This is a genomic window from Alkalicaulis satelles (assembly GCF_008630495.1).
Classification (GTDB): Bacteria; Pseudomonadota; Alphaproteobacteria; order Caulobacterales; family Maricaulaceae; genus Oceanicaulis; species Oceanicaulis satelles.
Window position 1 is genome coordinate 49,216 of record NZ_VWOJ01000002.1, and the last position, 23,729, is coordinate 72,944.

Genomic DNA, 23,729 nt, shown 5'->3' on the forward strand with positions numbered 1-23,729 from the left:
TGCTATTGCAGCATGAATTCGTTGATCATCACATCCTCCACCTCGTGCGGCGCAAGGATGAGATTGGTGCGCCGCACCAGCTCTGACTTGAGACGGAAATGGCCCATGGATCCGTCCAGATCCTCCGGCCTTAAGGTCAAGAGGAATTCGATATAGCTGTCGCGCAGCGCCAGCTTGCGCTCCGGCTGGCTCAGGCGCTGAGGCACCATGGGATCGAGATAGGAGATGTTGAACGACACGATCAGGGTCGGCGAGCGCCCCTGCTGGCGGCTCAGGGACACCTGAAGCGCCTCCTCGAAAGGCGAGATGATCTGTACCTGCTCCCAGTAATCAGGCTCGGCGATCTCGGCGGTCTCCTTCTCGGCGTCCTCATCCCCGCCGCCCAGGAACAACAGCGCCGCCGCAGCGCCCGCCAGCACCAGGATCAATACCGGCAGGCCGATGAACAACGCCAGCTTCATCAGGCCCGGCTTGGGCTTGGCGGCGCTCTCTTCGGCGCCCTCTTCAGCGTCGGTCCCGGTTTCGGTTTCGGCGTCTTCGGCCATGGCCAGCTCCATCGCGCCCGGCGGCTTCCTGCAAAGGTTTTTCCAGGCTCTGAGGGCATTAACCGCCGCTGCGGTTAACGATTCGTTGGGAAACCGCCCGTCCCCGGCAGAAATTGCCGCCTTGAGTGCAGCGGGGCGGCAAACCTGATCCCGCCAGGCCAGGGCGCACGCCGTTCAAGTCAAATAAATCAATGGATTAACCATGGCACGGCCCTTGCGCTGACGTGAGCGACGGCTGCCAAAACCGGCGGCTGGGGCTCAACGCCAGAAGGAGAGGCGCCCCATGGACAATGCGATGCTGATCGGCCTGTCCCGCCAGCTCACCTTGCGCCGTGAGATGGACATCACCGCCAATAATATCGCCAATGCCAGCACCGAGGGCTTCAAGGCCGAGCGCGTGCTGCTGGAGCCGCGCGAAGCCGCGCGCGCCCGCCATCAGGACGGGCCGGCGCGCGTGCAGTTCGTGGGTGAATGGGCCATGGGCCGCGATTTCACCCAGGGCGTGCTGACCCCGACAGGCCGTCCGCTGGATCTGGCCCTGGACGGGCCGGGCTATTTTGTTCTGGACACCCCCGCCGGCGAACGCTTCACCCGGGACGGGCGCTTCACCCTGAACGCGGCGGGCGAGCTGACAGCGGCTGACGGCGCGCGCGTTCTTGATGAAGGCGGCGCGCCCATCGTGATCAATCGCGAGCTGGGCCCGGTTGAGATCAGCGCCAATGGCGCGCTCAGCCAGGGCGGGATTCCCGGCCCGCGCCTGGCGCTGGCGGCGTTCGAGCAGCCCGGCCTGCTCTCCAAGACCGGGGACAACCGTTATCAGGCGCCTGACGATGCCGAACGCCTCGATGCGCGCCCCGAGGTGCGCCAGGGCTTCAGCGAAGCCTCCAATGTGCGCCCGATCCTTGAGATGACCCGGATGATGGAGGTCAGCCGCGCCTATCAGTCGGTGACCCGCATGATCCGTGATGCAGACGAACTTAGCCGCAAGGCGATTGAACGCCTTGGCCGGCCCTGACGCTGACCAAGCTGGAGACTGAACCCATGCGCGCCTTGTCCACCGCCGCCACCGGAATGGAAGCCCAGCAGCTGGCGGTCGAAGTGATCGCCCACAACCTGGCCAATATGAACACTGCTGCGTTCAAGCGCCAGCGGGCCGAGTTCCAGGATCTGCTCTACCAGACCCTGCGCCAGCCCGGCGCCAACTCCTCGGACACCGGCACCATCGTGCCCACCGGGGTGCAGATCGGGCTGGGGGTCAATGCCGGCTCGGTCTACCGCGTCACCGAACAGGGCAGCCTGTCCCAGACCGGCAATCCTTATGATGTGGCGATTTCCGGCGACGGCTATTTCCGCATCCAGCTTCCCAATGGCGGCGACGCCTATACCCGGGCGGGCAATTTCTCGCTCAGCCCGGAGGGCGAGCTGGTCACCGCTGACGGCTACCGGGTCGAGCCCGGCATCGTGGTGCCCCAGGAAGCGCGCCAGATGATCATCAACCAGCAAGGCCAGGTGCAGATCCTGCTCGATGGCGAGGCCGAACCCCAGACGATCGGCCAGCTGGAGCTGGTGATTTTCGCCAATGAGGCGGGCCTGGAGCAGATCGGGGGCAATCTCCTGCTCGAAAGCGCCGCCTCCGGCGCGCCCCAGCCCGGCGTCCCCGGCGATCCCGGCTTCGGCCTGATCAATCAGGGCTTTATCGAGGCTTCCAATGTGGACGCCGTCACCGAGGTGACCGCCCTGATCAAGGCCCAGCGGGCCTATGAGATGAACGCCCGGGTGATCAGCGCCGCCGACGAAATGCTCGCTGCGTCCTCCAATCTGCGCTGAGGCTGACCCATGACCGTTCTGATCCGCATGCCCGCCCTGATCGCCGCCCTGGTCTTCGTTCTGGCCCTTGCGCCCGGCGCGCCCGCCAGCGAATTGCGCACCGTGGTGCTCAAGGACCGGCTGGTGACCACGGACGGGGTCATCACGCTGGGCGATCTGTTCGACAATGCCGGCGAGGCGGGCGAGGCCGCGCTGGCGCGCGCCCCGGCCCCCGGCCAGCGCCTGTCGCTGGATCCCGCTTTCGTGCGCGCCGAGGCGGCGCGCCAGGGGCTCAACTGGGTCAATGCCGGCGGGGTGATGCGCATCACGGTGGAGCGCGCCGGACGCACAGTCAGCACCGCCCAGATCACCGGTCTGATCGAGGAAGCGCTTTATGTGGAGACCGGTCAGGCGCACCTGATCGAGCTGTCCAACCGCACCCAGACCCTGCACGCCCCCATGGACAGCGCAGGTGGTCCGGAGCTGGTCAGCCTTGACGTGGATGCGCGCGCGGGCCTGTTCCGCGCCGAGATCGCACCCTGGCCGGGAGCGGCGCCCGAGCGTATGGGCGGACGCGTCCAGCCGGTCACCGACGTGCCGGTGCTGGCGCGCGCCGTGGCGCGGGGCGAAACCCTCACCTCAGATCATATCCGCTGGGAAAGACGGCCCGCCAGCCAGGTGCGCCCGGACACGCTATTGCGCGAGGAGGCCCTGGTCGGTCAGGAAGCCCGGCGCACCCTGCGCGCCGACACGCCGCTGCGCGCCATTGATGTGCAAGCCCCGGTGATGATCACGCGCGGGGAGACAGTGCAGCTGATCTATCAGGTTGGCGGCCTCGTCCTCACCGCCCGCGCCCGCGCGCTGGACAACGCCGCCGAAGGCCAGAGCGCGCGCTTTTTGAACCTGCAATCGAACCGCACCGTCGAAGCGGTCGCTGAAGGGGCCGGCCGGGCCCGCATCGCGGCTTCGTCCGCCTTCATGAACTAGGAGAGAGCGCCATGCGCCGCACCCTCGCCAACACCGCCGCGATTGTCATCGTCAGCACCGCCCTGACCGCCTGCGCGGCCAAGGACCGGCTCTCCTATATCGGCCAGCCCCCGCCGCTATCGCCCATGGACAACACCGCGGTGCTGACCGGATCGGTCAGCACGGCAGGCATGACCCCGGCCCAGATCGACGCAGCGCGCGCCCAGCGCATCCAGACGCTGATGGCTGAACGCGACCAGACCCGGCGTCACGCCAACTCGCTGTGGAGCGCCAACACCACCACCTTCTTCGGCGATCCGCGCGCCAGCAATGTGGGCGATATCGTCACGGTGAAGATCAATATCTCCGACCGCGCCCAGGTGCAGAACCAGACCTCGCGCGCGCGCCAGACCTCCGAGCGCTCCAACCTGACCAATTTCCTCGGCGGCGAAGCCGCGCTGGACGGGTTCTTCAATGACGCGGTCGACCCGGCCAATCTGACCCGCTTCGGCTCCAACTCGTCCATGCAGGGCACGGGCAGCGTGAACCGGTCGGAATCCATCACCATGACGGCGGCGGCCATCGTGGTGGACGTGCTCTGGAACGGCAATCTGGTGATCCATGGCCGTCAGGAAGTGCGCATCAACAACGAAGTGCGCGAGCTGCTGCTCTCGGGGATCGTACGTCCCCAGGACATCGCCGCCGACAATTCCATTGATCACCGCAAGATCGCCGAGGCGCGGGTATCCTATGGCGGACGCGGGCATATCTCCGAAATGCAGCGCCCGCCCATCGGGCAGGAAGTCTATAACCTGCTCTGGCCGTTCTGACGCTCATGCCCAGCGGCCCTGAGATCGAGCGCTTTGAACTGGAGGGCGCCAATGTTTTGTGCATCCGCACGCGCGGTCGCAATTCCGTGGCCGCCAGCCGGGCCAACGCGCCGCGCCTGTGCGCGCGCCTGGAGGAAGAGGGCCGCGACGGGCTGATCCTGGATTATTCCGATTGCGCGCTGGAGCACACCGTGCCGCAATTCGCATCCATCGCGGAGATTTTCGCAGAGGCCATGCCCCGCCATGTGACGGTGGCCTATGTCTACAGCCCGGCCAATATGATGCATGCGCTCATGATGACCAAAATGCTGCACAAGGCCGGATTGAAAGCGCGCGCCTTCCCCGGCTGGGACGAGGCGGAAAGCTGGATCCGCGCGGAGCTGGCCTGAGGCTTCAATCGTCGCGGTGGACGCGCTCGGAGCGCTCATGGCGCTCCTGGGCTTCCAGGCTCAGCGTGGCCACCGGGCGCGCATCCAGGCGCGCCAGCGAGATGGGCTCGCCGGTTTCCTCGCAATAACCGTAAGTGTCGTCCTCGATCCGGCGCAGGGCCGCGTCGATCTTGGCGATCAGCTTGCGCTGGCGGTCGCGGGCGCGCAGTTCCAGCGCGCGGTCGGTCTCGGTGGAGGCGCGGTCCGCCAGGTCGGGCAGCGCGCCGATATCTTCCTGAAGCGCTGACAGGGTGGAGCGGCTCTCGCGGATGATCTCGTCTTTCCAGGCCAGCAATTTGCGGCGGAAATATTCCTTGTGGCGATCGTTCATGAACGGCTCGCCATCGCTCGGGATGTATCCCTTGGGCAGTTCGATCGAGGATTCCGTAACGGCCATTCTCGCGACTCCATGACTTCCCCGAGCCGGGCGCGCGGAGAATATCCAGCAAAGACCTCAAGTCAATCGACGGGCGCTGTTATCGCGCAAGTTTGGCGCCAGTGTGAAATTCTCGTGAACATTGAGGCCGTTGGCGCAGATGAAGGGTCACCGGCCGTGCTTGGCCAGTTCCACCGCGGCGCGAATCTCCACCTCGTCGAGGGCCGCTTCCAGGCGCGGGTCGCGGGTTGCGTCGCGCTGGGTACGCACCGTTTCCATCAGACGCTCCAGCGTATCGCGCGGCAGGGCGCCGTCGAGAATGGCCAGCTTGAGATCATCGAGCACGTCGAGAAGGCTGAAGGCGCGTTCGGTGGCGCGCTTGCGCGCGGCCTGGAAATCGTCTGCGCCCTGCAGGGCCATCAGCGCCTCGATGGAATTGACCGAGGCCGCCGCACCGATACCGCCCGCCAGAGCGGAGCCTGAAGCGCTGGCAGACGTCTCGGGCGCAAAATCGCCGCTGGCGCGCGCGCCCGGCGTTTTGCGGGCGGACGAGACCGGCGGTGCGGGGCGCGGAGCGTTGATCTTCATGGGCGCGATCCTGACGCGGTGATCCGGATGCGAAGCTGGCTTAACCTGGGTTAACGCGCGATTAAGCCCGCCGTCCGGGGCGGCAGTTTTTGCCGCCTTCAGACGCCACACGGCAGAACCCGCCCATGCGCAAAATAACTATCTAATTGATTTAGTGAGAGAATTTTATCGTTAACCCTGGCACGCTTTTCGCACGGACGCCTGCACACGCGACGAAGCTGGCCGGAGCCGCCTGCCATGATGACCCGACTGACCGCCCTGATTTGCGCTTTCGTTCTGGCTGCGGCCCTGGCCGGCGACAGCCTGGCCAATCCGCGCATCAAGGACATCGCCGATGTGGAGGGCGTGCGCTCCAACCAGCTGGTCGGCTATGGCCTGGTGGTGGGTCTGGACGGATCCGGCGACACTTTGCGCAACGCCGCTTTCACCCGCCAGGCCATGAACTCCATGCTGGAGCGCTTCAACATCAATGTGCGCGAAGCTGACCTGCGCACCGGCAATGTGGCCGCGGTGATGGTGACCGCCGAGCTGCCGCCCTTCTCCATGCAGGGCACGCGCATCGATGTCTCGGTCTCGGCGCTGGGCGACGCCAACAGCCTGCAGGGCGGCGTGCTGATCGCCACGCCGCTGATGGGCGCCAATGGCGAGGTGTTCGCCGTGGCGCAAGGCTCGGTGGCCGCAGGCGGCTTCAGTGCCGGCGGCCAGGCCGCCAGCGTGACCCGCGGTGTGCCCACCAGCGGTCGCATCGCCAATGGTGCGGTGATCGAGCGCGAGATGGAGTTTGATCTGGCCGGCCGCGGCGAGATCCGCCTGTCCCTGCGCAATCCCGATTTCACCACCGCCCGGCGCATGGCTGACGCCATCAACGCCTATCTGGGCGCCAGCGCGGCCTCGGCGCAGAACCCCTCCACCGTGGCGCTGAGCCGCCCGTCGGGCTTTCGCGGCGATATGGTGATGCTGCTGGCCGAGGTCGAACAGCTGCGCGTCCAGGCCGATATGCGCGCGCGTGTGGTCATTGACGAGAGCACCGGCACCATCGTGATGGGCGATAATGTGCGCGTGTCCACCGTCGCCATCGCCCAGGGCGGGCTGACCGTGACCGTGGCCGAAAGCCCCATCGCCAGCCAGCCCGCGCCTTTCTCGGATGGTGAAACGGTGGTGCTGCCGCGCACCGACGTGACCGTTGAGGAAGACCAGCGCGAGATGGGCGTGCTGCAAGGCACGGTGACCTTGCGCGAGCTGGTCGACGGGCTCAACGCGCTGGGCGTCAGCCCGCGCGACCTGATCACCATCTTGCAGACCATCAAGGCCGCCGGCGCGCTGCAGGCCGATATCGAGGTGCTGTGATGGACAATCTCGCCGACGCCCAGCTCCACGCCGCCCTGTTCACCGCCCGCGCCGGGCAAGGCGCGCCGGACCCGCGCCAGGCGCGCACGCCCGAACAGATCCGCGAGACCGCGCGCGAATTCGAGGCGGTGTTCCTGGCCCAGGTGCTCGAAGCGATGATGGGCGAGAGCACACAGTCCAGCTTTGGCGGCGGACCGGGCGAGGCCGCCTTCAGCTCCATGCTGAACGAGGAATACGCCAAGGTGATCGCCAAAGCCGGCGGCATTGGCCTGGCCGACTCGCTGGCCCGCGAAATGCTGCGTTATCAGGAGGCCGATCAATCATGAGCGAACTTGCCGCCACCACGCCCGACGGACGCGCTGCGGAGCTGATCCGCCTGACCGAGCGCCTGATCGCCCTTCTGGAGCAGGAAACCGGCCTGTTCGAGGCGCGCCGCCCCCATGAAGCGGTGACCATCCAGACCGAGAAAATGCGCCTGGCCACGCTCTATCGCGCCGAGACCCAGCGCGCCGCCCGCGAACCCGAGCGCCTGACCGGGATCACGCCTGCCCTCAAGGCAAAGCTGCAAGAGGCCACCGAACGCTTCAACACCGCGCTGGCGCGCAATCACGCCGCGGTGGAAGCGCTCAAAGTGCTGACCGAAGGCCTGGTGCGCGCCATCGCCGAGGAAGCCGCCCGCCAGAAACAGGCCCAGGCCGGCTACGGCCCGTCCGCCGCCAAATACGGCGCCGTCGGCGCATTGGCGTGCAATCAGACGGCCTGATTGGTCTTCAGAAAAACCCCAGCGTCTGACCGCCGCCGCCGCCCATGAGGCGGTCGAGGCCGGACTGGTAATTGGCGATCTGGGCGGTGAGATAGCTGGGCACGGTCCCGCCACGCTTGCCGTTGGCGGGGCCCTTGAGCATTTCCTTGAGCGCCGGGTCCATGGTCAGCTCGCGCCAGGCGCGCTGGATCTTGGCCTGGGCCTCCGACAGCGCCTCATAGGCGGCCTGGGCCGAGGCGCGGTCACGGATCGACATCAGGTCGGGCAGTTCCAGCGCGAAGACCGGCGGCGCGTCCGAGGTCGCATCCTTGTTGCGCTCGCGCGGCGAACCCTTGCCGGTGATGGAGCCTGAGGGCAGGCCCAGCGCGGACAGGGCGTCGCGGCCATCGGCGCCGGGGGTCAACTCGATGGTGACGCCTTTTCTCGGCGTCAGCCGCAGCCCGTCGCCCTCGCGCGAGCGGCGCACATCGGCCGAGCCGTTGAACAGCATGGCCGCGTTCAGCTTGAAGGTCAGCGAGCGCATGGTCTCGTTGGGGCCGATCTCGATGCGCCGGGGCCGCCCGCCATCCACCGAGATGAAGAAATGATCGCCCGCGCGCACGCTGGAGCGCTCGGTGATCACCCGGCTGTCGGCATAGACCACGGCGCCATTGGGCAGGCCGAGCGTGTTGAGCACCGTGTCGCCGCCGCGATCGACCATGATGCCGGTGGCTTCCGACATCCCGCCGCGCCCGGAAATCTGGCGCGTCCAGTCCAGCGCGCCGGTGGCGGCGTCAAACCCGGCGGCGAAGCTGTTGCGCTCGCCCGACTGCTCCGAGCCTGGCAGGGCGTCGGTGGTCGTGCCCGCCAGATAGACCTTGCCGTCCTCGACGCGCATGGCCGTGGCGGCGGTGTCGCCCTCCCCGCCCAGGAATGTGGTGTAGGCCACGGAAGGCTCAGGCCCGTCATTGAGCTTGACCAGCATGGCGTCGCGGCCGCCGGCATTGGGATTGAGCGGATCGCTGGGCGCGAACCCGGCGCCGGCTGCGCCGGTGAGATAGATCGCCCCGTCCTCGTCCACCGCCAGGCCCGCAATGCGCCCGCCATCAAGATCGCCCAGATCCTGACGCCAGACCGGCTCGCCCGTGCCGTCATCGCCAGCGGCGAATTTCACCAGCACGGCGCGGCCATCCACCTCGCTGGCCGTTATCAGCCCGCCATCGGCGGCCATGGCCACAGCGCGCACCCGCTCAATGCCGGCGCCGGCCTCTACAGAGCGGGTGTAGAGCGTGGTTCCGTCCGAGCCGATGGCGCGCACATAGCCGTCGACCATGCCCTGATGGGCCATGCCGCCAAAGCCGGACCGGGTCTCGCCGGCCACATAGATGGTTCCGTCCGCGCCGGTGGTGACGCTGAGCGCGCGGTCATCGGCCTGACCGCCGAAGCGCTGCACCCATTGCTCCACGCCGTCGGCGTTGAATTTCACCACCAGCGAATCCTGCCCGCCCAGCGCGTTTGTGCCGCTCAAGCCGCCCTTGACCGAACCGGCCACCACCACATTGCCTGCATCATCCACCGCCAGCGAGGCGCCCGAGGCGCTCTCCGCCGCGCCCAGCGTGCGGGTCCAGACCAGCTTGCCGGTGGTGTCATAGCGCTGCAGCACCAGGTCCTGCTCGCCCTTGAGCGCCTGACCGGACACGCTGGACGCCGCATGGCCGACCACATAGACCCCGCCATCGCGCGCCTGGGCGGTATCAAGTATTTTCAAGGGGTTGGCTGTCTGGCTCGTGCGGGTATCGCCGCGGTCATTGGTGGTTTCGGTGATCTCCGCGTCCGCCTCGATGCGGCGGGTGAAGTCAACGCTGCCGCCTGCGTCCAGCCCGCTGATGCGGCTGAGCTGGCCAGCGGCGGCATCGCCCGTCCCGCTCACCCCGGCAAGCCAGACCGCCGGCGCGGCGGCGGGGGCGGAGAAGCTGATGCGCTCGGTGAGAATGCCCTGGATGTTGAAGCCCCACTCATTGCCCTCAATCACGCCGCGCTCATTGGGCGTTCCCACCCGCACGCGCTCGAAGCGGGTCAGCATTTCGGCGTCTTCAAGCTTCTGATTGATCAGCCCGACCACTGCATCAAGCGTGCGCGGCTGGGCGCCCAGCTCGGACAGATCAATGGCCACATCGGTGTCTGCGCCATTCTTGCGCACGGTGATGGTGAAGGCGACATCGCCCTGGAAGGCCGCGACCTCGGCGTCGAACGGGCCGGAATGGAACGCTTTGGTCTGGTATTGCGACAGGCCGCGCGACACGACCAGCTCGCTTTCAGCCTTGCTGAGCTCCTTGCCGCGCAGGACCGAGACGCCTTCCAGATCCAGGTCCTGGAAAAACCCGGTGAGCTGGGACAGGCCCTCATCGAACCGGCGTTGCCAGAAATTGCGGTCGAACTCGTTCACATTGCGCTGCATGGCCGCATCGGCCAGCGCCTGCAGCCCGCGCAGGCCCTCATAAAGGGCGAACAGCTGCTTTTCATCGCGGCTGACATCCTTGCGCGCGAAATTGGACAGGGCGCTGTCGAAAAACCGGCCACTGCCCAGAACATTGCGCCGCAGCGTCTCCAGCGCCGTGATCGACCCGCGCGGGTCCCAGGGCGGCAGCACCTTGGGCTTGGCGCCTGTCTTGGGATCGGTCTTGGCGCCCGCTTCGCCCGCACCTTTGGGCGCGCCTGCAAACCCGGCCATCTGCCGGGCGGAGCGCGCGCCATACCAGGCGCCAAGCAGATCCACCGAAAACGCCATGATCTCCCGTCCAGCATGCTCATCGCGGCGCGCACGCGCCGCAGGCGGGCAGTGTTAGCGGCGAACCGCTTACAATTGGTTAGGATGATCGCGAAAAATCGCCCATGCGCCGGACGGCAAACGGAGCGTTAACCCGGCCCCGTTCAGCGTTAGACTGGCGTGTAGAGAATCACTTGCGGGGCGAAGCATATGGCCGGATTTCAGGGAGCATCGCCGGACGCAGGCGCGCGCGTGCTGCGCGATTTCTCCGGCACGGCCTGCGATCTCGATGGCGCCAGCCTTTTCCTGACCGGCGGAACCGGCTCGTTCGGGCATCAGTTTCTGGACACGGTGACGCGCCGTTTCCGTCCGCGCCGTCTGGTGATCTTTTCGCGCGATGAGCTCAAGCAATACGAAACCGCCCAGCGCTTCAGCCCCGAGGCCTTTCCCTTTCTTGAATATGTGATCGGCGATGTGCGCGACGCCGCCCGGGTCCACGAGGCCATGCGCGGGGCGCAGATCGTCATTCACGCCGCAGCCATGAAGCATGTGCCGGTGGCTGAAGCCAATCCGTTTGAATGCGTGCAGACCAATATTCATGGCGCCGAGCATGTCGTGCGCGCCGCCATCGCCTGCGGCGTTGAAAAAGTGGTCGCCCTGTCCTCGGATAAGGCGGCGGCCCCGGTCAATCTCTATGGCGCCACAAAGCTGGCCTCGGACAAGATTTTCATCGCCGCCAATAATCGCCGCGACATGTCAAAAACGCGCTTCAGCGTGGTCAGATACGGCAATGTTGTCGGCTCCAGGGGCTCGGTGGCGCCGTTTTTCCAGTCGCTGGCGTCCAGTGGCGCGCGCGACCTGCCGATCACCGATCCGCGCATGACCCGTTTCTGGATCACCCTGGACCAGGGGGTGAATTTCGTCCTTTCGGTGCTCAGCGATATGCGCGGGGGCGAGATTTTCGTGCCCAAACTGCCCTCCATGCGCACCATTGATCTGGCCCGCGCCATCGCGCCGGGCCTGCCGCACCGGATTATCGGCGCGCGTCCCGGCGAGAAGCTGCACGAAGTGATGATCACGCCCGACGATTCGCGCTGCACGCTGGATGCGGGCGACCGCTATGTGGTGGTGGCGCCGGGCGCGCAGGACGTGCAGCGCGCCTGGGAGGAAGCCGGCGCCGAACCGGTGCGCGATGGCTGGTCCTACGCCTCGGACTCCAATCCCGAACAGCTCGATATCCCCGGCCTCCAGTCGCTACTGGGCATCGCCCGCCCGGCGCTGAGACCCACCGCCGTCAAGGCGGTCTGAGCACCGCAGATCAGGCTGCGGCCATGCCCGAAAGAGCGGGTTTGGCGCAGGCGCCCGATTTCAAGCCCCATTCCCTGCGCTTTGAGAATTTGTTAACCCTGCGCCTGCAGCGGCGCATGATGCGCCGTGCTGACATACAGGAGTGTGTACTCATGCTGTCGACTGTCCTTGCCTCCATCATGCTCTCCAGCGCCAATCCGGCGGTGGACGCCCTGACCGAACATGCGCTGCAGGTCGATACCGGCGCGCTGACCTATATCGTCTTCTTCGAAGCTGACGGCGCCTACACCACCAGCATTGGCGCTGGCGGCACGTGGGAAATCAATGATGACGGCGAGTTTTGCGTCTCCAGCGCCACGGGCGACGCCAACTGCCAGCCGCTCATGGAAGACCTGTCGCTGGGCGATAGCTGGGAAGGCGAGAACGCCGCCGGCGAGCCGGTGACCTTCACCCTGATCGCGCGCGAATAGCGTTCGCTGATCGCGCCATGACGCCCCGCTGGCGCTGCCGGCGGGGCGTTTTGTTTTGGGGGGGCGGTGTGGGGTGCGGCGCCTGCGTCAGACGGCTATCCCAATCCTTCCCCCTTAGCGTTTTCCCGGCGCACGCCGGGGAAACGCGAGGGGGGAGACCGGGCGCGATGTGATCGACCGCACCCCTTCAGATCACAACTCGAACGCCGCCGCTTCGCCCAGCGAACCGTCCAGCACGGCTGCGCTGAGCGCTTGCAGATCGGTGGCCATATAGCGGTCCTCATCGAGATGCGCCGCGTGCGTGCGGATGCGCGCGTGCAGGTCCTCCACCCGCGGGCCGGCCTTCAGCGGACGGCGGAAATCGAGCCCTTGGGCGGCGCAGAGCAATTCCACGGCGATGATGGAGGCGGCGTTGCGCGCGGCCTGCCCCGCCTTGCGCGCCGCGCCGGTGGCCATGGACACATGATCTTCCTGATTGGCCGAGGTGGGCACTGAGTCCACACTGGCGGGGAAGGCCAGCGAGCGGTTCTCCGCCACCAGGGCGGCGGCGGTGACCTGGGCGATCATGAAGCCGGAATTGACCCCGCCATCTTCCACCAGAAAGGCCGGCAGCCCGCTCATCTTGGGGTCCACCAGCACCGCCGTGCGCCGCTCGCTGATCGAACCGATTTCACACAGCGCCATGGTGATCTGGTCGGCGGCGAAGGCCACCGGCTCGGCGTGAAAATTACCCCCCGATATGGCCTCGTCCGTATCGGGAAAGATCACCGGATTGTCCTTGACGCCATTGGCCTCGGTCTCCAGCGTGCGCGCGCTCTGGGCCAGCAGATCGATCACCGCGCCCATCACCTGGGGCTGGCAGCGGAAAGAGTACGGATCCTGCACCCGGTCGCACGCGGCATGGGCGTCCTTCATCTCGCCGCCGTCGAGCAGGGCGCGCAGGCGTCCGGCCACTTTGATCTGTCCGGGCTGTCCGCGCACCGTATGAAGACGCGCCTCGAACGGGGCGTGAGAGCCCATCAGCGCCTCCACCGACATTGCGCCCGCGCCCAGGGCCGCGCCTGCGACCCGTTCAGCGGCGAACAGCGCGTCCAGCGCCAGTGCCGTGCTCGCCTCGGTGCCGTTGATCAGGGCCAGGCCCTCCTTTGGCCCCAGCACCAGCGGTTCCAGCCCCGCGCCCGCCAGAGCCTGCGCGCCGGACAGGCGCTCGCCTTCAAAGCTGGCTTCGCCCTCCCCGATCAGCAGGCAGGCCATATGCGCCAGCGGCGCCAGATCGCCCGAGGCGCCCACCGAGCCTTGCGCCGGGATCACCGGCAGGCAATCGCGCCGGGACAGCTCGATGAGGCGCTCGATCACCACCGGCCTGACGCCCGAATGGCCGCGCGCCAGGCTGACGGCCTTCAGCGCGATCATCAGACGCACCACAGGGCGCTCCAGCGCCGGGCCGACGCCGCAGGCGTGGGACAGGATGAGATTGCGCTGCAGGGTTTCCAGCTTGTCGGTGCTGATGCGCGTCTGGGCGAGCAGGCCGAAGCCGGTATTGACGCCGTATACGGTGTGTCCGCTGTCCACGATGCGGCGTACGCTGGCGGCCGCCGCCTCCACGCCGGGCCAGGCGGACGCGTCGAGCGAAAACGCCGCGCCGGCGTGAATGGCTCGCAGATCGGCCAGCGTCACCGCGCCGGGGGTGAGGGTGACGGTTTTGCGCGAAGCGGGCATCAGCGCGGCTCCATCATGGGCAGGTCCAGGCCCTGCTCGCGCGCGCAGGCGAGCGCCTCCTCGTATCCCGCATCGGCGTGGCGCATGACGCCGGTGGCCGGATCATTCCACAACACCCGCTCCAGCCGGCGCGCGGCCTCGGGCGTGCCGTCAGCGACGATCACCATGCCCGCATGCTGGGAATAGCCCATGCCGACCCCGCCGCCATGATGGAGCGAAACCCAGCTGGCGCCCGAGGCGGTGTTGACCAGCGCATTGAGAAGCGGCCAGTCGGACACCGCGTCCGAGCCGTCGCGCATGGCCTCGGTCTCCCGGTTCGGGCTCGCCACGGAACCGGAATCAAGATGATCGCGGCCAATCACCACCGGCGCTTTCAACTCGCCCGAGGCCACCATCTCGTTGAAGGCGAGGCCCAGCCGGTGACGTTCGCCCAGCCCCACCCAGCAGATGCGCGCGGGCAGGCCCTGGAAGGCGATGCGCTCGCCGGCCATGTCGAGCCATTGATGCAAGCGCCGGTCGTCCGGGATGAGCTCTTTCACCTTCGCATCGGTAGCCGCGATGTCGGCGGGATCGCCCGACAGCGCCGCCCAGCGGAACGGGCCCACGCCCCGGCAGAAGAGCGGACGGATATAGGCGGGCACGAAGCCGGGGAATGAGAACGCGTCGGCAAATCCCGCATCAAACGCCATCTGGCGGATATTATTGCCGTAATCGACGGTCGGGATGCCGGATTTGGCGAAGGCGGCCATGGCCTCCACCTGGGTGCGCATGGAGGCGCGCGCCGCTTGCGTCACCGCTTCGGGATCGCGCGCGGCCGTCTCGCGCCATTGGGAGAGGGACCAGCCCGAGGGGAGATAGCCGTTGACCGGGTCATGGGCAGAGGTCTGGTCGGTGACCAGATCGGGCCGCACGCCGCGCTTTACCAGTTCGGGGAAAATATCGGCGGCATTGCCTTCAACGGCGACCGATTTGGCCTCGCCCGCCGCCGTCCAGCGCGCGATGCGCGCCAGCGCGTCGTCAAGATCATCCGCCTTCTCGTCCACATAGCGGGTGCGCAGACGAAAATCGATGCGCTCGGGATCACACTCCACGGCCAGGCAGGACGCCCCGGCCATCACGGCGGCCAGCGGCTGTGCGCCGCCCATGCCGCCCAGGCCCGCCGTCAGGATCCAGCGCCCGGCAAGGTCGCCGCCATAATGCTGGCGCCCGGCCTCGGCGAAGGTTTCATACGTGCCCTGAACAATGCCCTGCGAGCCGATATAGATCCACGATCCGGCGGTCATCTGGCCGTACATCATCAGGCCCTTGCGGTCGAGCTCGCGGAAATGCTCCCAATTGGCCCAGCGCGGCACCAGATTGGAATTGGCGATCAGCACGCGCGGCGCATCCTCATGGGTGCGCACCACGCCCACCGGCTTGCCCGACTGGACCAGCAGGGTCTCGTCCGGCTCAATCCGCTCCAGCGTGGCGACAATGGCGTCATAGGAGGGCCAGTCGCGCGCCGCCTTGCCGATCCCGCCATAGACCACCAGGTCTTCAGGCCGCTCGGCCACGTCCGGGTGGAGATTGTTCATCAGCATGCGGATGGCCGCCTCGGCGGCCCAGCTTTTCGCGCGGCGCTCAGGCCCGGTGCGCGGGCGGATATCGCGGATATTGGCGCGGGTCATGACATCTCTCCTTCCGCGGGGCGGGCCGGATGGCCGCTCAGCTCATAACGTTCGCCGGCATAGGTCAGGCGCGCCAGTGAGGCGATGCGCCCGTCCGACCAGGTGCGGCGGCGGATTTCCAGACAGGCCGAACCGGGCGCCAGGTGCAGCCGGCGCGCTAGCGCGGCGTCAGCGTTCACCGCACGCACCACATGCTCCACGTCCTGCAAGGGCGCGGCCTTGATCAGGAAGGCATAGGTGGTCACGGCGGCGAAATCGGCTGTTTGCGCACCCGGCGCCACATCGGGATCAATCAGCCGGTCCTCGATGAGCAGCGGCGTCCCGCCCCGCCAATGGCGGATCACCAGATGCAACAGCGCTGCGCCGGGTTCGGTGTTGAACTGCGCCGCGTCCGCCGCGCTGGCGCTGATGAGCTCACGCGACAACAGCTCCAGCCGGTGCGGCGCGTCTTCGTCCGCCAGCTCTTCGGCGATATCGCGCAAGGTCAGCAGCGCCCCTTCGGCGCGCGGCTGGGCGACAAAACTGCCCGATCCCGCCCGGCGGATGATGACGCCCTCATCGCGCAGCTCGTTGAGCGCGCGGTTGGCGGTCATGCGCGCCACGCCCAGCGCGCGCACCAGTTCGGATTCCGACGGCGCGCGCTCGCCCGGCGCCAGCGCGCCCGAGCTGATGCGCTCGAGCACATATTGCTTGACCTGCTGATAGAGCGGTTCGGGTGCGTTCACAGGCTAGCCTCCTGCCCGGCGATGAACAGGCGCTCCGGACCCGGATGGCCGATCCAGTAGACGATTTCAGCCGGGCCGCTGACATCCCAGACGGCCAGATCGGCGGCCAGGCCTGCGCGCAGCATGCCCGCCTCGCCCGCCACGCCCATGGCCTTGGCGGCGTCCCGGGTCATGCCTGCGAAGGCTTCTGCGGGGGTGAGGCCGAACAGGATGCAGGCCATGTTCATGGCCAGCACCGGCGAGACCAGCGGCGAGGAGCCGGGATTGAGATCAGTGGCCACCGCCATGGGCACATTCAGGGCGCGGAGCAAATCCACAGGCGGGCGCTTTGTCTCTTTCAGCGCATAGAAAGCGCCCGGCAGAAGCACCGCAGTGGTTCCGGCCTGCGCCATGGCCTGCGCGCCCGCTTCGCTCAGATATTCCAGGTGATCGGCCGACAGGGCGCCATAGCGCGCCGCCAGCGCCGCGCCGCCCTGATCGGACAATTGCTCGGCATGCAGACAGACCGGCAGGCCCAGGCGCGCCGCCGCCTCGAACATCAGTTCGGTCTCGGCAGGGGTAAAGCCGATGGTCTCGCAGAACGCGTCCACGGCATCGACGAGGCCTTCGGCGTGCAGGGCGGGCAGCACATCGCCTGCCATCCAGCGCACATAATCGGCGCGCCGTCCCTGATAGTCCGGCGGCAGGGCGTGCAGGCCCAGAAAGGTCCGCCGCACGCGCACGCCGGCGCGCCGGGCGGCCTCGGTCGCCGCCATCAGCATGGCGCGCTCGGTGTCCATATCCAGCCCGTAGCCGGACTTGATCTCCACGCTCGCCACGCCCCCGCGCATGAGCTGGCGGATGCGCGCTTCAGCTGCGTCCGTCAGCGCCTCCAGGCTGGCGGCGCGCGTGGCGGTCATGGTGGCGCGGATGCCGCCGCCGGCGCGGGCGATCTCTTCATAGCTGACGCCCGACAGGCGCTGTTCGAACTCGCCCGAACGGTCGCCGGCGAAAACCAGATGGGTGTGGCAATCAATGAGCGCCGGAGTGACCCAGCGTCCGCCCAGATCGATCCGTTCAGCTCCGGACGCGCGCTGCGAAGGCAGGTCCGATTCCGGCCCGATCCAGGTGATGCGCCCGTTTTCACTCAGGATGGCGGCAGGTTCCACCACGCCCCACACACCCTCCCGGGCCGGGTCCAGCGTGGCGGCGCAAGCGTTATGAAACAGGGTCGCGGTCATGGGCGCCAACTTGTCTATACAGCTTCAGCCTGCTACGAAAATCACAGGAAATCCACCCCTTGCCTGCGCGGGAGAGCCTGATGACCGCCGACGCGCCTCAATCGGAATGCCGCAGCTGGCGATCCATCGCCGATCTTCTGGGCCATCACCCGCAGGCGCGCGCCGCCCTGATGGGCGCGCCGCTGGCCGAAGGCTCGCTGACGCCGGGGCGCTGCGATCTGGCGCCGGGGCTGATTCGCGAGACCCTGAAGCGCTTCTCGGTCTATGACCTGGAGACCGGGACAGATCTGGCCGCCCTCGCCGTCCATGACGCCGGCGATGTGAACCTCAAATGCGTGCGCCCCGCCGACGCGTTCGAGCCGGTGCGGGCGCTGGCCGCAAACCTCGCCGAACGTCATGAGCTGGTCATGATGCTGGGCGGCAATAATGCGGTCACGCGCCCGGGCGTGCATGCGCTGGGCGATCTTCAAGCCACGGGCCTGATCACGCTGGATGCGCATTTCGACTTGCGCGACACCGATTGCGGGCTGGTCAATGGCAATCCCGTGCGCGCCCTTCTGGAGGACAGCCTGCCCGGCGAGAACATTGTCCAGATCGGCCTGGCCCCCTTCGCCAATACGCGCCGCATGCACGAAACGGCCAAGAACGCCGGGATCACTGTCCACGCCATGAGCGATGTGCGTGCGCGCGGCGTCGGCGCGATTGTGGCCGAAGCTCTGGACCAGCTCTCGGCGCGCTGCGCGCATATCGTGGTGGATTTCGATATCGACGTGATCGACCGGTCTCAATGTCCCGGCGCGCCCGGCGCCCGGCCCGGCGGCATGGCGGTGAACGATTTCTTCGCCGCCGCCCGCCAGATCGCGGCTCACCCCGGGGTGCGCCTTGTGGATCTCACCGAATTTGATCCGTCTCTCGACGTATCGTCCATCACCGCCCTCACGGCGGGGCGCTGGGCATGCGAGATCCTGGCCGGGCTCAGCGCCCGCCCCGCCTGAGGCGGGACGGGGCGGAGCGTTTGGTGCGTCCTACTCGATCGCCAGGCCGGTATGCCAGGCGATGAAGGCCCATTTGTCGGCGGTTTCCTCGATCAGCTTTGACACCGGCGTGCCCGCGCCATGGCCGGCGCTGGTCTCGATGCGGATGAGGGTGGGCGCCTCTCCCGTATCCGCCGCCTGCAGCGCCGCGGCGAATTTGAAGGAATGGCCCGGCACCACGCGGTCATCGGTGTCTGCGGTGGTGATCAGCGTGGCCGGATAGCCCTGCCCTTCCGGGATATTGTGCAGGGGCGAGTAGGCGTAGAGCACGTCGAACATGGCCGGGTCCTGCGGACTGCCATAGTCCGACACCCAGAACCGGCCCGCCGTGAACTGATTGAAGCGCAGCATGTCCATCACGCCCACGCCCGGCAGGCCGGCGGCGAACAGGTCCGGGCGCTGGTTCGACACCGCACCCACCAGAAGCCCGCCATTGGACCGGCCCTCGATGGCCAGATTGGCCGGGCTTGTCCAGCCGGTCTCGATCAGGTGCTCGGCGGCGTTGATGAAATCGTCAAAGACGTTCTGCTTCTCGGCCAGGCGCCCGCCATCATGCCAGTCGCGGCCATACTCCGACCCGCCGCGGATATTGGCCAGCGCAAACACCCCGCCCATCTCCATCCATTGCAGGCGGCGCACGTCAAAGCCCGGGCGCATGGGGATGTTGAACCCGCCATAGCCGAACAGCAGCGTCGGGCGCGCCCCGTCCGGGGTCACGTCGCGATGATGCACGATGAACATGGGCACCTGCACCGCGCCGGTGGACTCAAAGAACACCTGGCTGACCACATAGTCATCGGGATCAAAGGTCAGCTCGGGCGCGCGGAACACCTCCGTCTCGCCGGTATCGATCTCGTGGCGGTAGAGCGCGCCGGGCTGGTTGAAGCTGGAGAAGCTGAAAAAGGTCTCCGCGCTGTCGGGATTGCTGGCGAAGCCCGCCGCCACGCCCAGGCCGGGGAGCTCCACCTCGCGCACCAGGGCGCCGTCCAGATCATGGATGGTCACCGCGCTGGCCACATCGCGCATGGTCTGGACGATCAGATGCCCGCCCGCATGGCTGGCGCTGGTGATGGGAAAATCGCCCTGCGCGATCACATCGCGGCGCACGGACGGATCAGACAGTTCCAGCGCCACGACGCGCTGGTTGGGAGCGTCCAGATCGGTGCGGAACAGGAAGGTCTCGCCCACATTGCCCACATAGCTGTGGTTATTGGCAAAGCCCTGGAAAATCTCCACCGGCTCGGCGCCTTCGGCATCCAGATCGAGGATCCACACGCCATTGCCGTCCGTGCCGGTGCTGGAATTGATCACCAGATAGCGCCCGTCATGGCTGACCGATCCGCGCCAGCTGACTTCGGGATTGTCCGGGTCGGCCTGGATCAGCCGGTCTTCGGACTGGTCCGTGCCCAGCGCGTGGAAATAGATCGCCTGGTCCATGTTGAGCGAAGTGAACTCCTCGCCCGGCGCCGGCTCGGGATAGCGCGAGTAGAAAAAGCCCGATCCGTCCTTGGCCCAGCTCAGCGGCGAGAATTTCACCCAGCGGATTTCATCGTCCAGCACCTGGCCGGTATCCACGTCGATGACGCGGATGGTGCGCCAGTCCGACCCGCCCTCCTGGATGAGATAGGCCACAAGCGATCCGTCGGACGAAGCCACCGACCCCGCCAGCGCAATCGTGCCGTCATCCGACCACGTATTGGGATCGATGAGCACGCGCGGCTCGCCGTCCAGCCCCTCCTGGACCATCAGCACAGACTGGTTCTGCAGCCCGTCATTGCGGGTGAAGAAATAGCGCCCGCCGCGCTCGGACGGCAGGCCGTAGCGCTCATAGTTCCACAGCTCGGTCAGGCGCTCTGCAATACGCGAGCGGCCGGGCAATTCTTCGAGATAGGCGTTGGTCACGTCCTGCTGGGCGCGCACCCAATCCGCCACCTCATCCGATACCCGCACATCGGCTTCCAGCCAGCGATAGGGGTCGGCGATCGCCACCTCGCCCAGCGCCGCGGACTGATAGGTGTCGCGCTGATCGCTGGCGCGGCTCTCGGGATAAACCGGAGCGGAGGGCCCGCGCGGCGCGGCCTCGACCTCAGCGCCATTGACGCCATTGGCCTCAGGGGCGGGCTCCGGGCTGCAGGCGGCGAGCGCGATCAGGGATGCGGCGATCACAAAAGCGGTGCGCATGAGGGCGTCTCCTTCAAGGCGGGCTGGGCGGATGGCGGGCAGACTAGGGCGCCCGTTCAAGCCTTGCAAAGCGTGTCAGGGCCAAAACAAACCCCGGCGCTGATCACAGCGCCGGGGTCCGGTATACAGGCCGGTGGCCGGAGCGGATCTTACGATTCCGCGTCGGCGTATTTCACCGAGCAGCCATAGGGACGGGTCTCGTTGATGGAGACCGGCAGGCCGGCGGCCATCTCGTCCAGCGCCTGGCTGACATAGTTCAGCGCGCCGTCGAGCGAGTCCGGATTGGCGCTGGGCTGGTCGTCAATGGCGCCGGCGTACTGGATGACGCCCTCGCCATCGATGATGAACATGTGCGGGGTGGTGCGCGCATCATAGGCCCGGCCGATCACGCCGCTCTCGTCGAGGATGACATGGGCGGGCGACGCGCCGCGCTGCACGTTCAGCTCGATCGCCTCGTCGGCGCTGACATGGCCCTGGGTGCCGGGCGCCGAGGAGATGATCTGCAGCCAGACATGGCCTTCCTCGGCCGCGCGCGCCTGCAGGTCAGGGATGGTGGAGCCGTGATTATAGTGCTTCACCACAAACGGGCAGTCGTGATTGGTCCATTCCAGGATCACGGTCTGGCCGGAGAAGTCAGACAGGGACACGCTCTCGCCCGTGGCGGTCAGGCCGGTGAAGGCCGGGGCGGGATTGCCCGGGAAGGGATCAGCGCTGGCGCCCCCGGCGAATACCGAAAGGGTCAGGGCGGACGCAGCCAGCAGGCTGGTTCCCAGGATCAGGTTGCGGCGGTTCAGGCTGGCGGTCTTCATAAGACAGTCTCCCTTGATGGATGATCAGTCAGTCTGGCGGCTTATCGCGCGCTCCACAGCGCGGATCACGATGCTCCCGGTCAATAATGGCGGCAAGACGTCAGGCTCGCCGCCATTATCGGGATACATGAGATAGAGCGGAACGCCCGCCGCGCCATGCTGCGCCAGCGTGTCGGCGATCCGCCGGTCCCTGTTGGTGAAATCGGCGCGGAACAGCGCCACGTTTTCCTCATTGAAGCGCGACACCACCGCGCGCTCGGACAGCGCGCCCAGCTTGTTGACCTGGCAGGTCACGCACCAGGCGGCGGTGAAATCGACGAACACGGCGCGTCCTTCGGCGCGCGCCTCCTCCACCGCTTCGGGCGACCAGTCGGCCCACACCGCGTCAGAGGCGGCGGGCGCCGCGGTCACGGCGGGTTGCACGGCGGTGAAGTAGAGCGCGCCGGCGGTCAGCACGGCGCCGGCCAGCGCCGTCACCCGGGCGAGCGCGCCGCGCAGGGTGAAGGCCCAGGCGGCGAAGCCCGCGGCCAGCAGCATGATCAGCGCCCACAACACGCCATTGGGCCCGGTCTGGGCGGCCAGCACCCAGACCAGCCAGATGCCTGCGCCGAACATGGGGAAGGCCAGCACCTGGCGCAGGCGCACCATCCATGCGCCCGGCCTGGGCAGGAAGGACAGGAGCCCGGGATAGAAGGCGACGATCACGAACGGCAGGGCCAGGCCTGCGCCCAGGAAGCCGAACACGGCCAGCGCCACATGGGGCGGCTGGGTCAGGGCGTAGGCCAGAGCGCCGGCCATGAAGGGCGCAATGCACGGCGCGGCCACGAACACGGCCAGCACGCCGGTCAGGAAGGCGCCCCGGCGTCCGCTATCGCGCACGCCCGAGCCGACGGACTGCAGCGAGGTCCCGATCTCGAACGCGCCCAGGAAATTCAGCCCGATGAGGAACATCAACAAAGCCAGGCCCGCCACCACGCCGGGTGATTGCAGCTGCATGCCCCAGGCCGCATCGCCGCCCGCCGCGCGCACCGCCAGGAAGACAGCCCCCAGCGCCAGGAAGGTGACGATCACGCCGGCGGCGAAGATCAGGCCCAGAAGCCGGCCTTCGCTGCGTTCGATGCCGCGCTTTTCCACCAGGGTCAGCGCCTTCATGGACAGGACCGGGAAGACACACGGCATGAGATTGAGGATCAGCCCGCCCACAAGCGCGAACACGGCCGCCTGCCAGAAGCTGAAGCCTGCGCCATTGGCCTGACCGGCGGCCCCGCCGGACGCACTGTCCCGGGGCGGAGAAGACGCAGCCGGCGCGGCGGCGGCGGGCGCCAGATCATTCACGCTTTCGCCCGGCGCGGCTTCAATCTCGATGGCGCGCGTGCGCCACGCGCCGTCCTGGCGCATGTCAAAACGGATCACCCCGCCATAGGCCTCGTTGACGCTCTGGCGGGTCAGGCGGCCCGGGCGCAGATCAAGGCGCGCCTCCCCCTCGCCCAGCGCAACACGCTGCTCGGCGGCATGGTCGATGATGGAGCCGTTAAAGGGAAAGAAGCTGAGCGCGCGCACGCCGTCAGAACCGCCCGCCAGCACATCGCCCGCCAGGGTCAGGACCAGCGAGTCCGGTCCGCGCTCCAGCCCCGCCTGCAAGGCGCCGGGCGCTTCGGGCGCGGCTTCGAAGGCTGCAGAAATGAGCGCGGCGCCGTCTGCATCGCGGCGGCTTTCGCCAACCTCGAGGGTGAGGAGAAACTCCCCGTCCTCGGGAACGCAGATATCTTCGCACACCAGCCAGCTGCCATAGGCCGGAATCTCCACCGGCCCCGGCGCGGCGTCTTCGGGGACGGTGACCTGGACGGGCAGCGTGACCGCGTCGGAATAGCCGTAATTGGTCAGCGGCCCGAGGGAATAGGCGCCCGGCGCCGGCCAGGTCATCTCCCCTGCGGTCCAGCCTTCGGGCAGGGTCAGGTCCAGCCGCGTGGGCTCGCCGGAATCGCCCGGATTGAGCCAGTAGGTGTGCCAGCCCGGCGCGATATCCTGATGCAGGGCGATATGAAACGTCTCGCCCGGCGCCACGGCCTGCCGGTCGCTGACCAGACGCGGATGCACCCATGGCCCGTCCGGGCTGAACTCCTGGGCGGAAGCGGCGCCGGCGAAGATCAGGGCCAGGAAAGCGGCAATCGAACGAATCAAGGTGACAGGCCTCTCGCTTC

Annotated in this window: 22 protein-coding genes; 11 read left to right on the forward strand and 11 right to left on the reverse strand. The window is 67.5% G+C overall.

Going from position 1 to position 23,729, the window contains the following annotated elements; genetic code table 11:
- Positions 1-2: 2 nt before the first annotated feature.
- Positions 3-545: a flagellar basal body-associated FliL family protein gene (locus tag F1654_RS05925; protein ID WP_199200480.1), complete on the reverse strand. Its 543-nt coding sequence runs from the start codon at positions 543-545 to the stop codon at positions 3-5.
- A 283-nt stretch (positions 546-828) separates the two neighbouring features.
- Here F1654_RS05925 and F1654_RS05930 point away from each other — a divergent pair, with 283 nt between their 5' ends.
- The 5 genes from F1654_RS05930 to F1654_RS05950 are packed head-to-tail and all read left to right on the forward strand — an operon-like array spanning position 829 to position 4,536.
- On the forward strand, positions 829-1,560 hold the full coding sequence (locus tag F1654_RS05930; RefSeq protein ID WP_150022613.1) for a flagellar hook-basal body complex protein: 732 nt from the start codon (positions 829-831) through the stop codon (positions 1,558-1,560).
- A 26-nt stretch (positions 1,561-1,586) separates the two neighbouring features.
- Positions 1,587-2,372, forward strand: coding sequence for a flagellar basal-body rod protein FlgG (gene flgG / locus F1654_RS05935; RefSeq protein ID WP_150022614.1), 786 nt, complete (start codon positions 1,587-1,589; stop codon positions 2,370-2,372).
- Positions 2,373-2,381: 9 nt separating this feature from the next.
- Positions 2,382-3,338: a flagellar basal body P-ring formation chaperone FlgA gene (flgA, locus tag F1654_RS05940; RefSeq protein ID WP_150022615.1), complete on the forward strand. Its 957-nt coding sequence runs from the start codon at positions 2,382-2,384 to the stop codon at positions 3,336-3,338.
- A gap of 11 nt (positions 3,339-3,349) precedes the next feature.
- Positions 3,350-4,147 (forward strand): flagellar basal body L-ring protein FlgH, encoded by a 798-nt coding sequence (flgH, locus tag F1654_RS05945; RefSeq protein ID WP_150022616.1) that lies wholly within the window; start codon positions 3,350-3,352, stop codon positions 4,145-4,147.
- A gap of 5 nt (positions 4,148-4,152) precedes the next feature.
- Positions 4,153-4,536, forward strand: coding sequence for a hypothetical protein (locus F1654_RS05950; protein ID WP_150022617.1), 384 nt, complete (start codon positions 4,153-4,155; stop codon positions 4,534-4,536).
- A 4-nt stretch (positions 4,537-4,540) separates the two neighbouring features.
- Here the strand turns inward: F1654_RS05950 and dksA are convergent, their stop codons facing one another.
- Both dksA and F1654_RS05960 read right to left on the reverse strand, forming a co-directional pair.
- Entirely contained in the window at positions 4,541-4,972 is a 432-nt protein-coding gene (gene dksA, locus F1654_RS05955; protein WP_150022618.1) for an RNA polymerase-binding protein DksA, read from the reverse strand.
- Between the two features lie 147 nt (positions 4,973-5,119).
- On the reverse strand, positions 5,120-5,539 hold the full coding sequence (locus F1654_RS05960; RefSeq protein WP_150022619.1) for a flagellar assembly protein FliX: 420 nt from the start codon (positions 5,537-5,539) through the stop codon (positions 5,120-5,122).
- A gap of 240 nt (positions 5,540-5,779) precedes the next feature.
- On the opposite strand from F1654_RS05960, the gene F1654_RS05965 reads away from it, so the two are divergent.
- Genes F1654_RS05965 through F1654_RS05975 form a run of 3 tightly spaced genes read left to right on the forward strand, consistent with a single transcriptional unit; the run spans position 5,780 to position 7,649 of the window.
- On the forward strand, positions 5,780-6,886 hold the full coding sequence (locus F1654_RS05965; protein ID WP_150023362.1) for a flagellar basal body P-ring protein FlgI: 1,107 nt from the start codon (positions 5,780-5,782) through the stop codon (positions 6,884-6,886).
- Positions 6,886-7,212: a rod-binding protein gene (locus F1654_RS05970; RefSeq protein WP_150022620.1), complete on the forward strand. Its 327-nt coding sequence runs from the start codon at positions 6,886-6,888 to the stop codon at positions 7,210-7,212. The genes F1654_RS05965 and F1654_RS05970 overlap by 1 nt, the downstream gene beginning before the upstream one ends.
- Entirely contained in the window at positions 7,209-7,649 is a 441-nt protein-coding gene (locus F1654_RS05975; protein WP_150022621.1) for a flagellar basal-body protein FlbY, read from the forward strand. The genes F1654_RS05970 and F1654_RS05975 overlap by 4 nt, the downstream gene beginning before the upstream one ends.
- Before the next feature lie 7 nt (positions 7,650-7,656).
- On the opposite strand, the gene F1654_RS05980 is transcribed toward F1654_RS05975, so the two are convergent.
- Positions 7,657-10,416, reverse strand: coding sequence for an NHL repeat-containing protein (locus F1654_RS05980; RefSeq protein ID WP_150022622.1), 2,760 nt, complete (start codon positions 10,414-10,416; stop codon positions 7,657-7,659).
- Positions 10,417-10,605: 189 nt separating this feature from the next.
- Between F1654_RS05980 and pseB the strand changes: the two genes are divergently transcribed.
- Both pseB and F1654_RS05990 read left to right on the forward strand, forming a co-directional pair.
- The gene (pseB, locus tag F1654_RS05985; RefSeq protein ID WP_150022623.1) at positions 10,606-11,703 is read left to right on the forward strand and encodes a UDP-N-acetylglucosamine 4,6-dehydratase (inverting); all 1,098 of its coding nucleotides are present in this window, start codon (positions 10,606-10,608) and stop codon (positions 11,701-11,703) included.
- A gap of 152 nt (positions 11,704-11,855) precedes the next feature.
- On the forward strand, positions 11,856-12,173 hold the full coding sequence (locus F1654_RS05990; protein ID WP_150022624.1) for a hypothetical protein: 318 nt from the start codon (positions 11,856-11,858) through the stop codon (positions 12,171-12,173).
- A 192-nt stretch (positions 12,174-12,365) separates the two neighbouring features.
- On the opposite strand, the gene hutH is transcribed toward F1654_RS05990, so the two are convergent.
- The 4 genes from hutH to hutI are packed head-to-tail and all read right to left on the reverse strand — an operon-like array spanning position 12,366 to position 17,504.
- Entirely contained in the window at positions 12,366-13,892 is a 1,527-nt protein-coding gene (gene hutH / locus F1654_RS05995) for a histidine ammonia-lyase (protein WP_150022625.1), read from the reverse strand.
- Positions 13,892-15,559: a urocanate hydratase gene (hutU, locus tag F1654_RS06000; RefSeq protein ID WP_150022626.1), complete on the reverse strand. Its 1,668-nt coding sequence runs from the start codon at positions 15,557-15,559 to the stop codon at positions 13,892-13,894. The genes hutH and hutU overlap by 1 nt, the downstream gene beginning before the upstream one ends.
- Positions 15,556-16,284, reverse strand: a complete 729-nt coding sequence (gene hutC, locus F1654_RS06005) for a histidine utilization repressor (RefSeq protein WP_150022627.1) — start codon at positions 16,282-16,284, stop codon at positions 15,556-15,558. Before hutC ends, hutU begins: the two co-directional genes overlap by 4 nt.
- Complete coding sequence (gene hutI / locus F1654_RS06010; RefSeq protein ID WP_150022628.1) at positions 16,281-17,504, reverse strand: imidazolonepropionase; 1,224 nt, start codon at positions 17,502-17,504, stop codon at positions 16,281-16,283. Before hutI ends, hutC begins: the two co-directional genes overlap by 4 nt.
- Positions 17,505-17,584: 80 nt before the next feature.
- Between hutI and F1654_RS06015 the strand changes: the two genes are divergently transcribed.
- Positions 17,585-18,499 (forward strand): agmatinase family protein, encoded by a 915-nt coding sequence (locus F1654_RS06015; RefSeq protein WP_150022629.1) that lies wholly within the window; start codon positions 17,585-17,587, stop codon positions 18,497-18,499.
- Between the two features lie 30 nt (positions 18,500-18,529).
- On the opposite strand, the gene F1654_RS06020 is transcribed toward F1654_RS06015, so the two are convergent.
- The 3 genes from F1654_RS06020 to F1654_RS06030 all read right to left on the reverse strand — a co-directional run bounded on the left by F1654_RS06020 (position 18,530) and on the right by F1654_RS06030 (position 23,709).
- On the reverse strand, positions 18,530-20,719 hold the full coding sequence (locus F1654_RS06020; protein WP_150022630.1) for a prolyl oligopeptidase family serine peptidase: 2,190 nt from the start codon (positions 20,717-20,719) through the stop codon (positions 18,530-18,532).
- Positions 20,720-20,868: 149 nt separating this feature from the next.
- Positions 20,869-21,528 (reverse strand): redoxin family protein, encoded by a 660-nt coding sequence (locus F1654_RS06025; protein ID WP_150022631.1) that lies wholly within the window; start codon positions 21,526-21,528, stop codon positions 20,869-20,871.
- A 24-nt stretch (positions 21,529-21,552) separates the two neighbouring features.
- A complete protein-coding gene (locus F1654_RS06030; RefSeq protein ID WP_233205164.1) occupies positions 21,553-23,709 on the reverse strand; it encodes a protein-disulfide reductase DsbD family protein in 2,157 nt (718 codons plus the stop codon).
- Between the last annotated feature and the right edge of the window lie 20 nt (positions 23,710-23,729).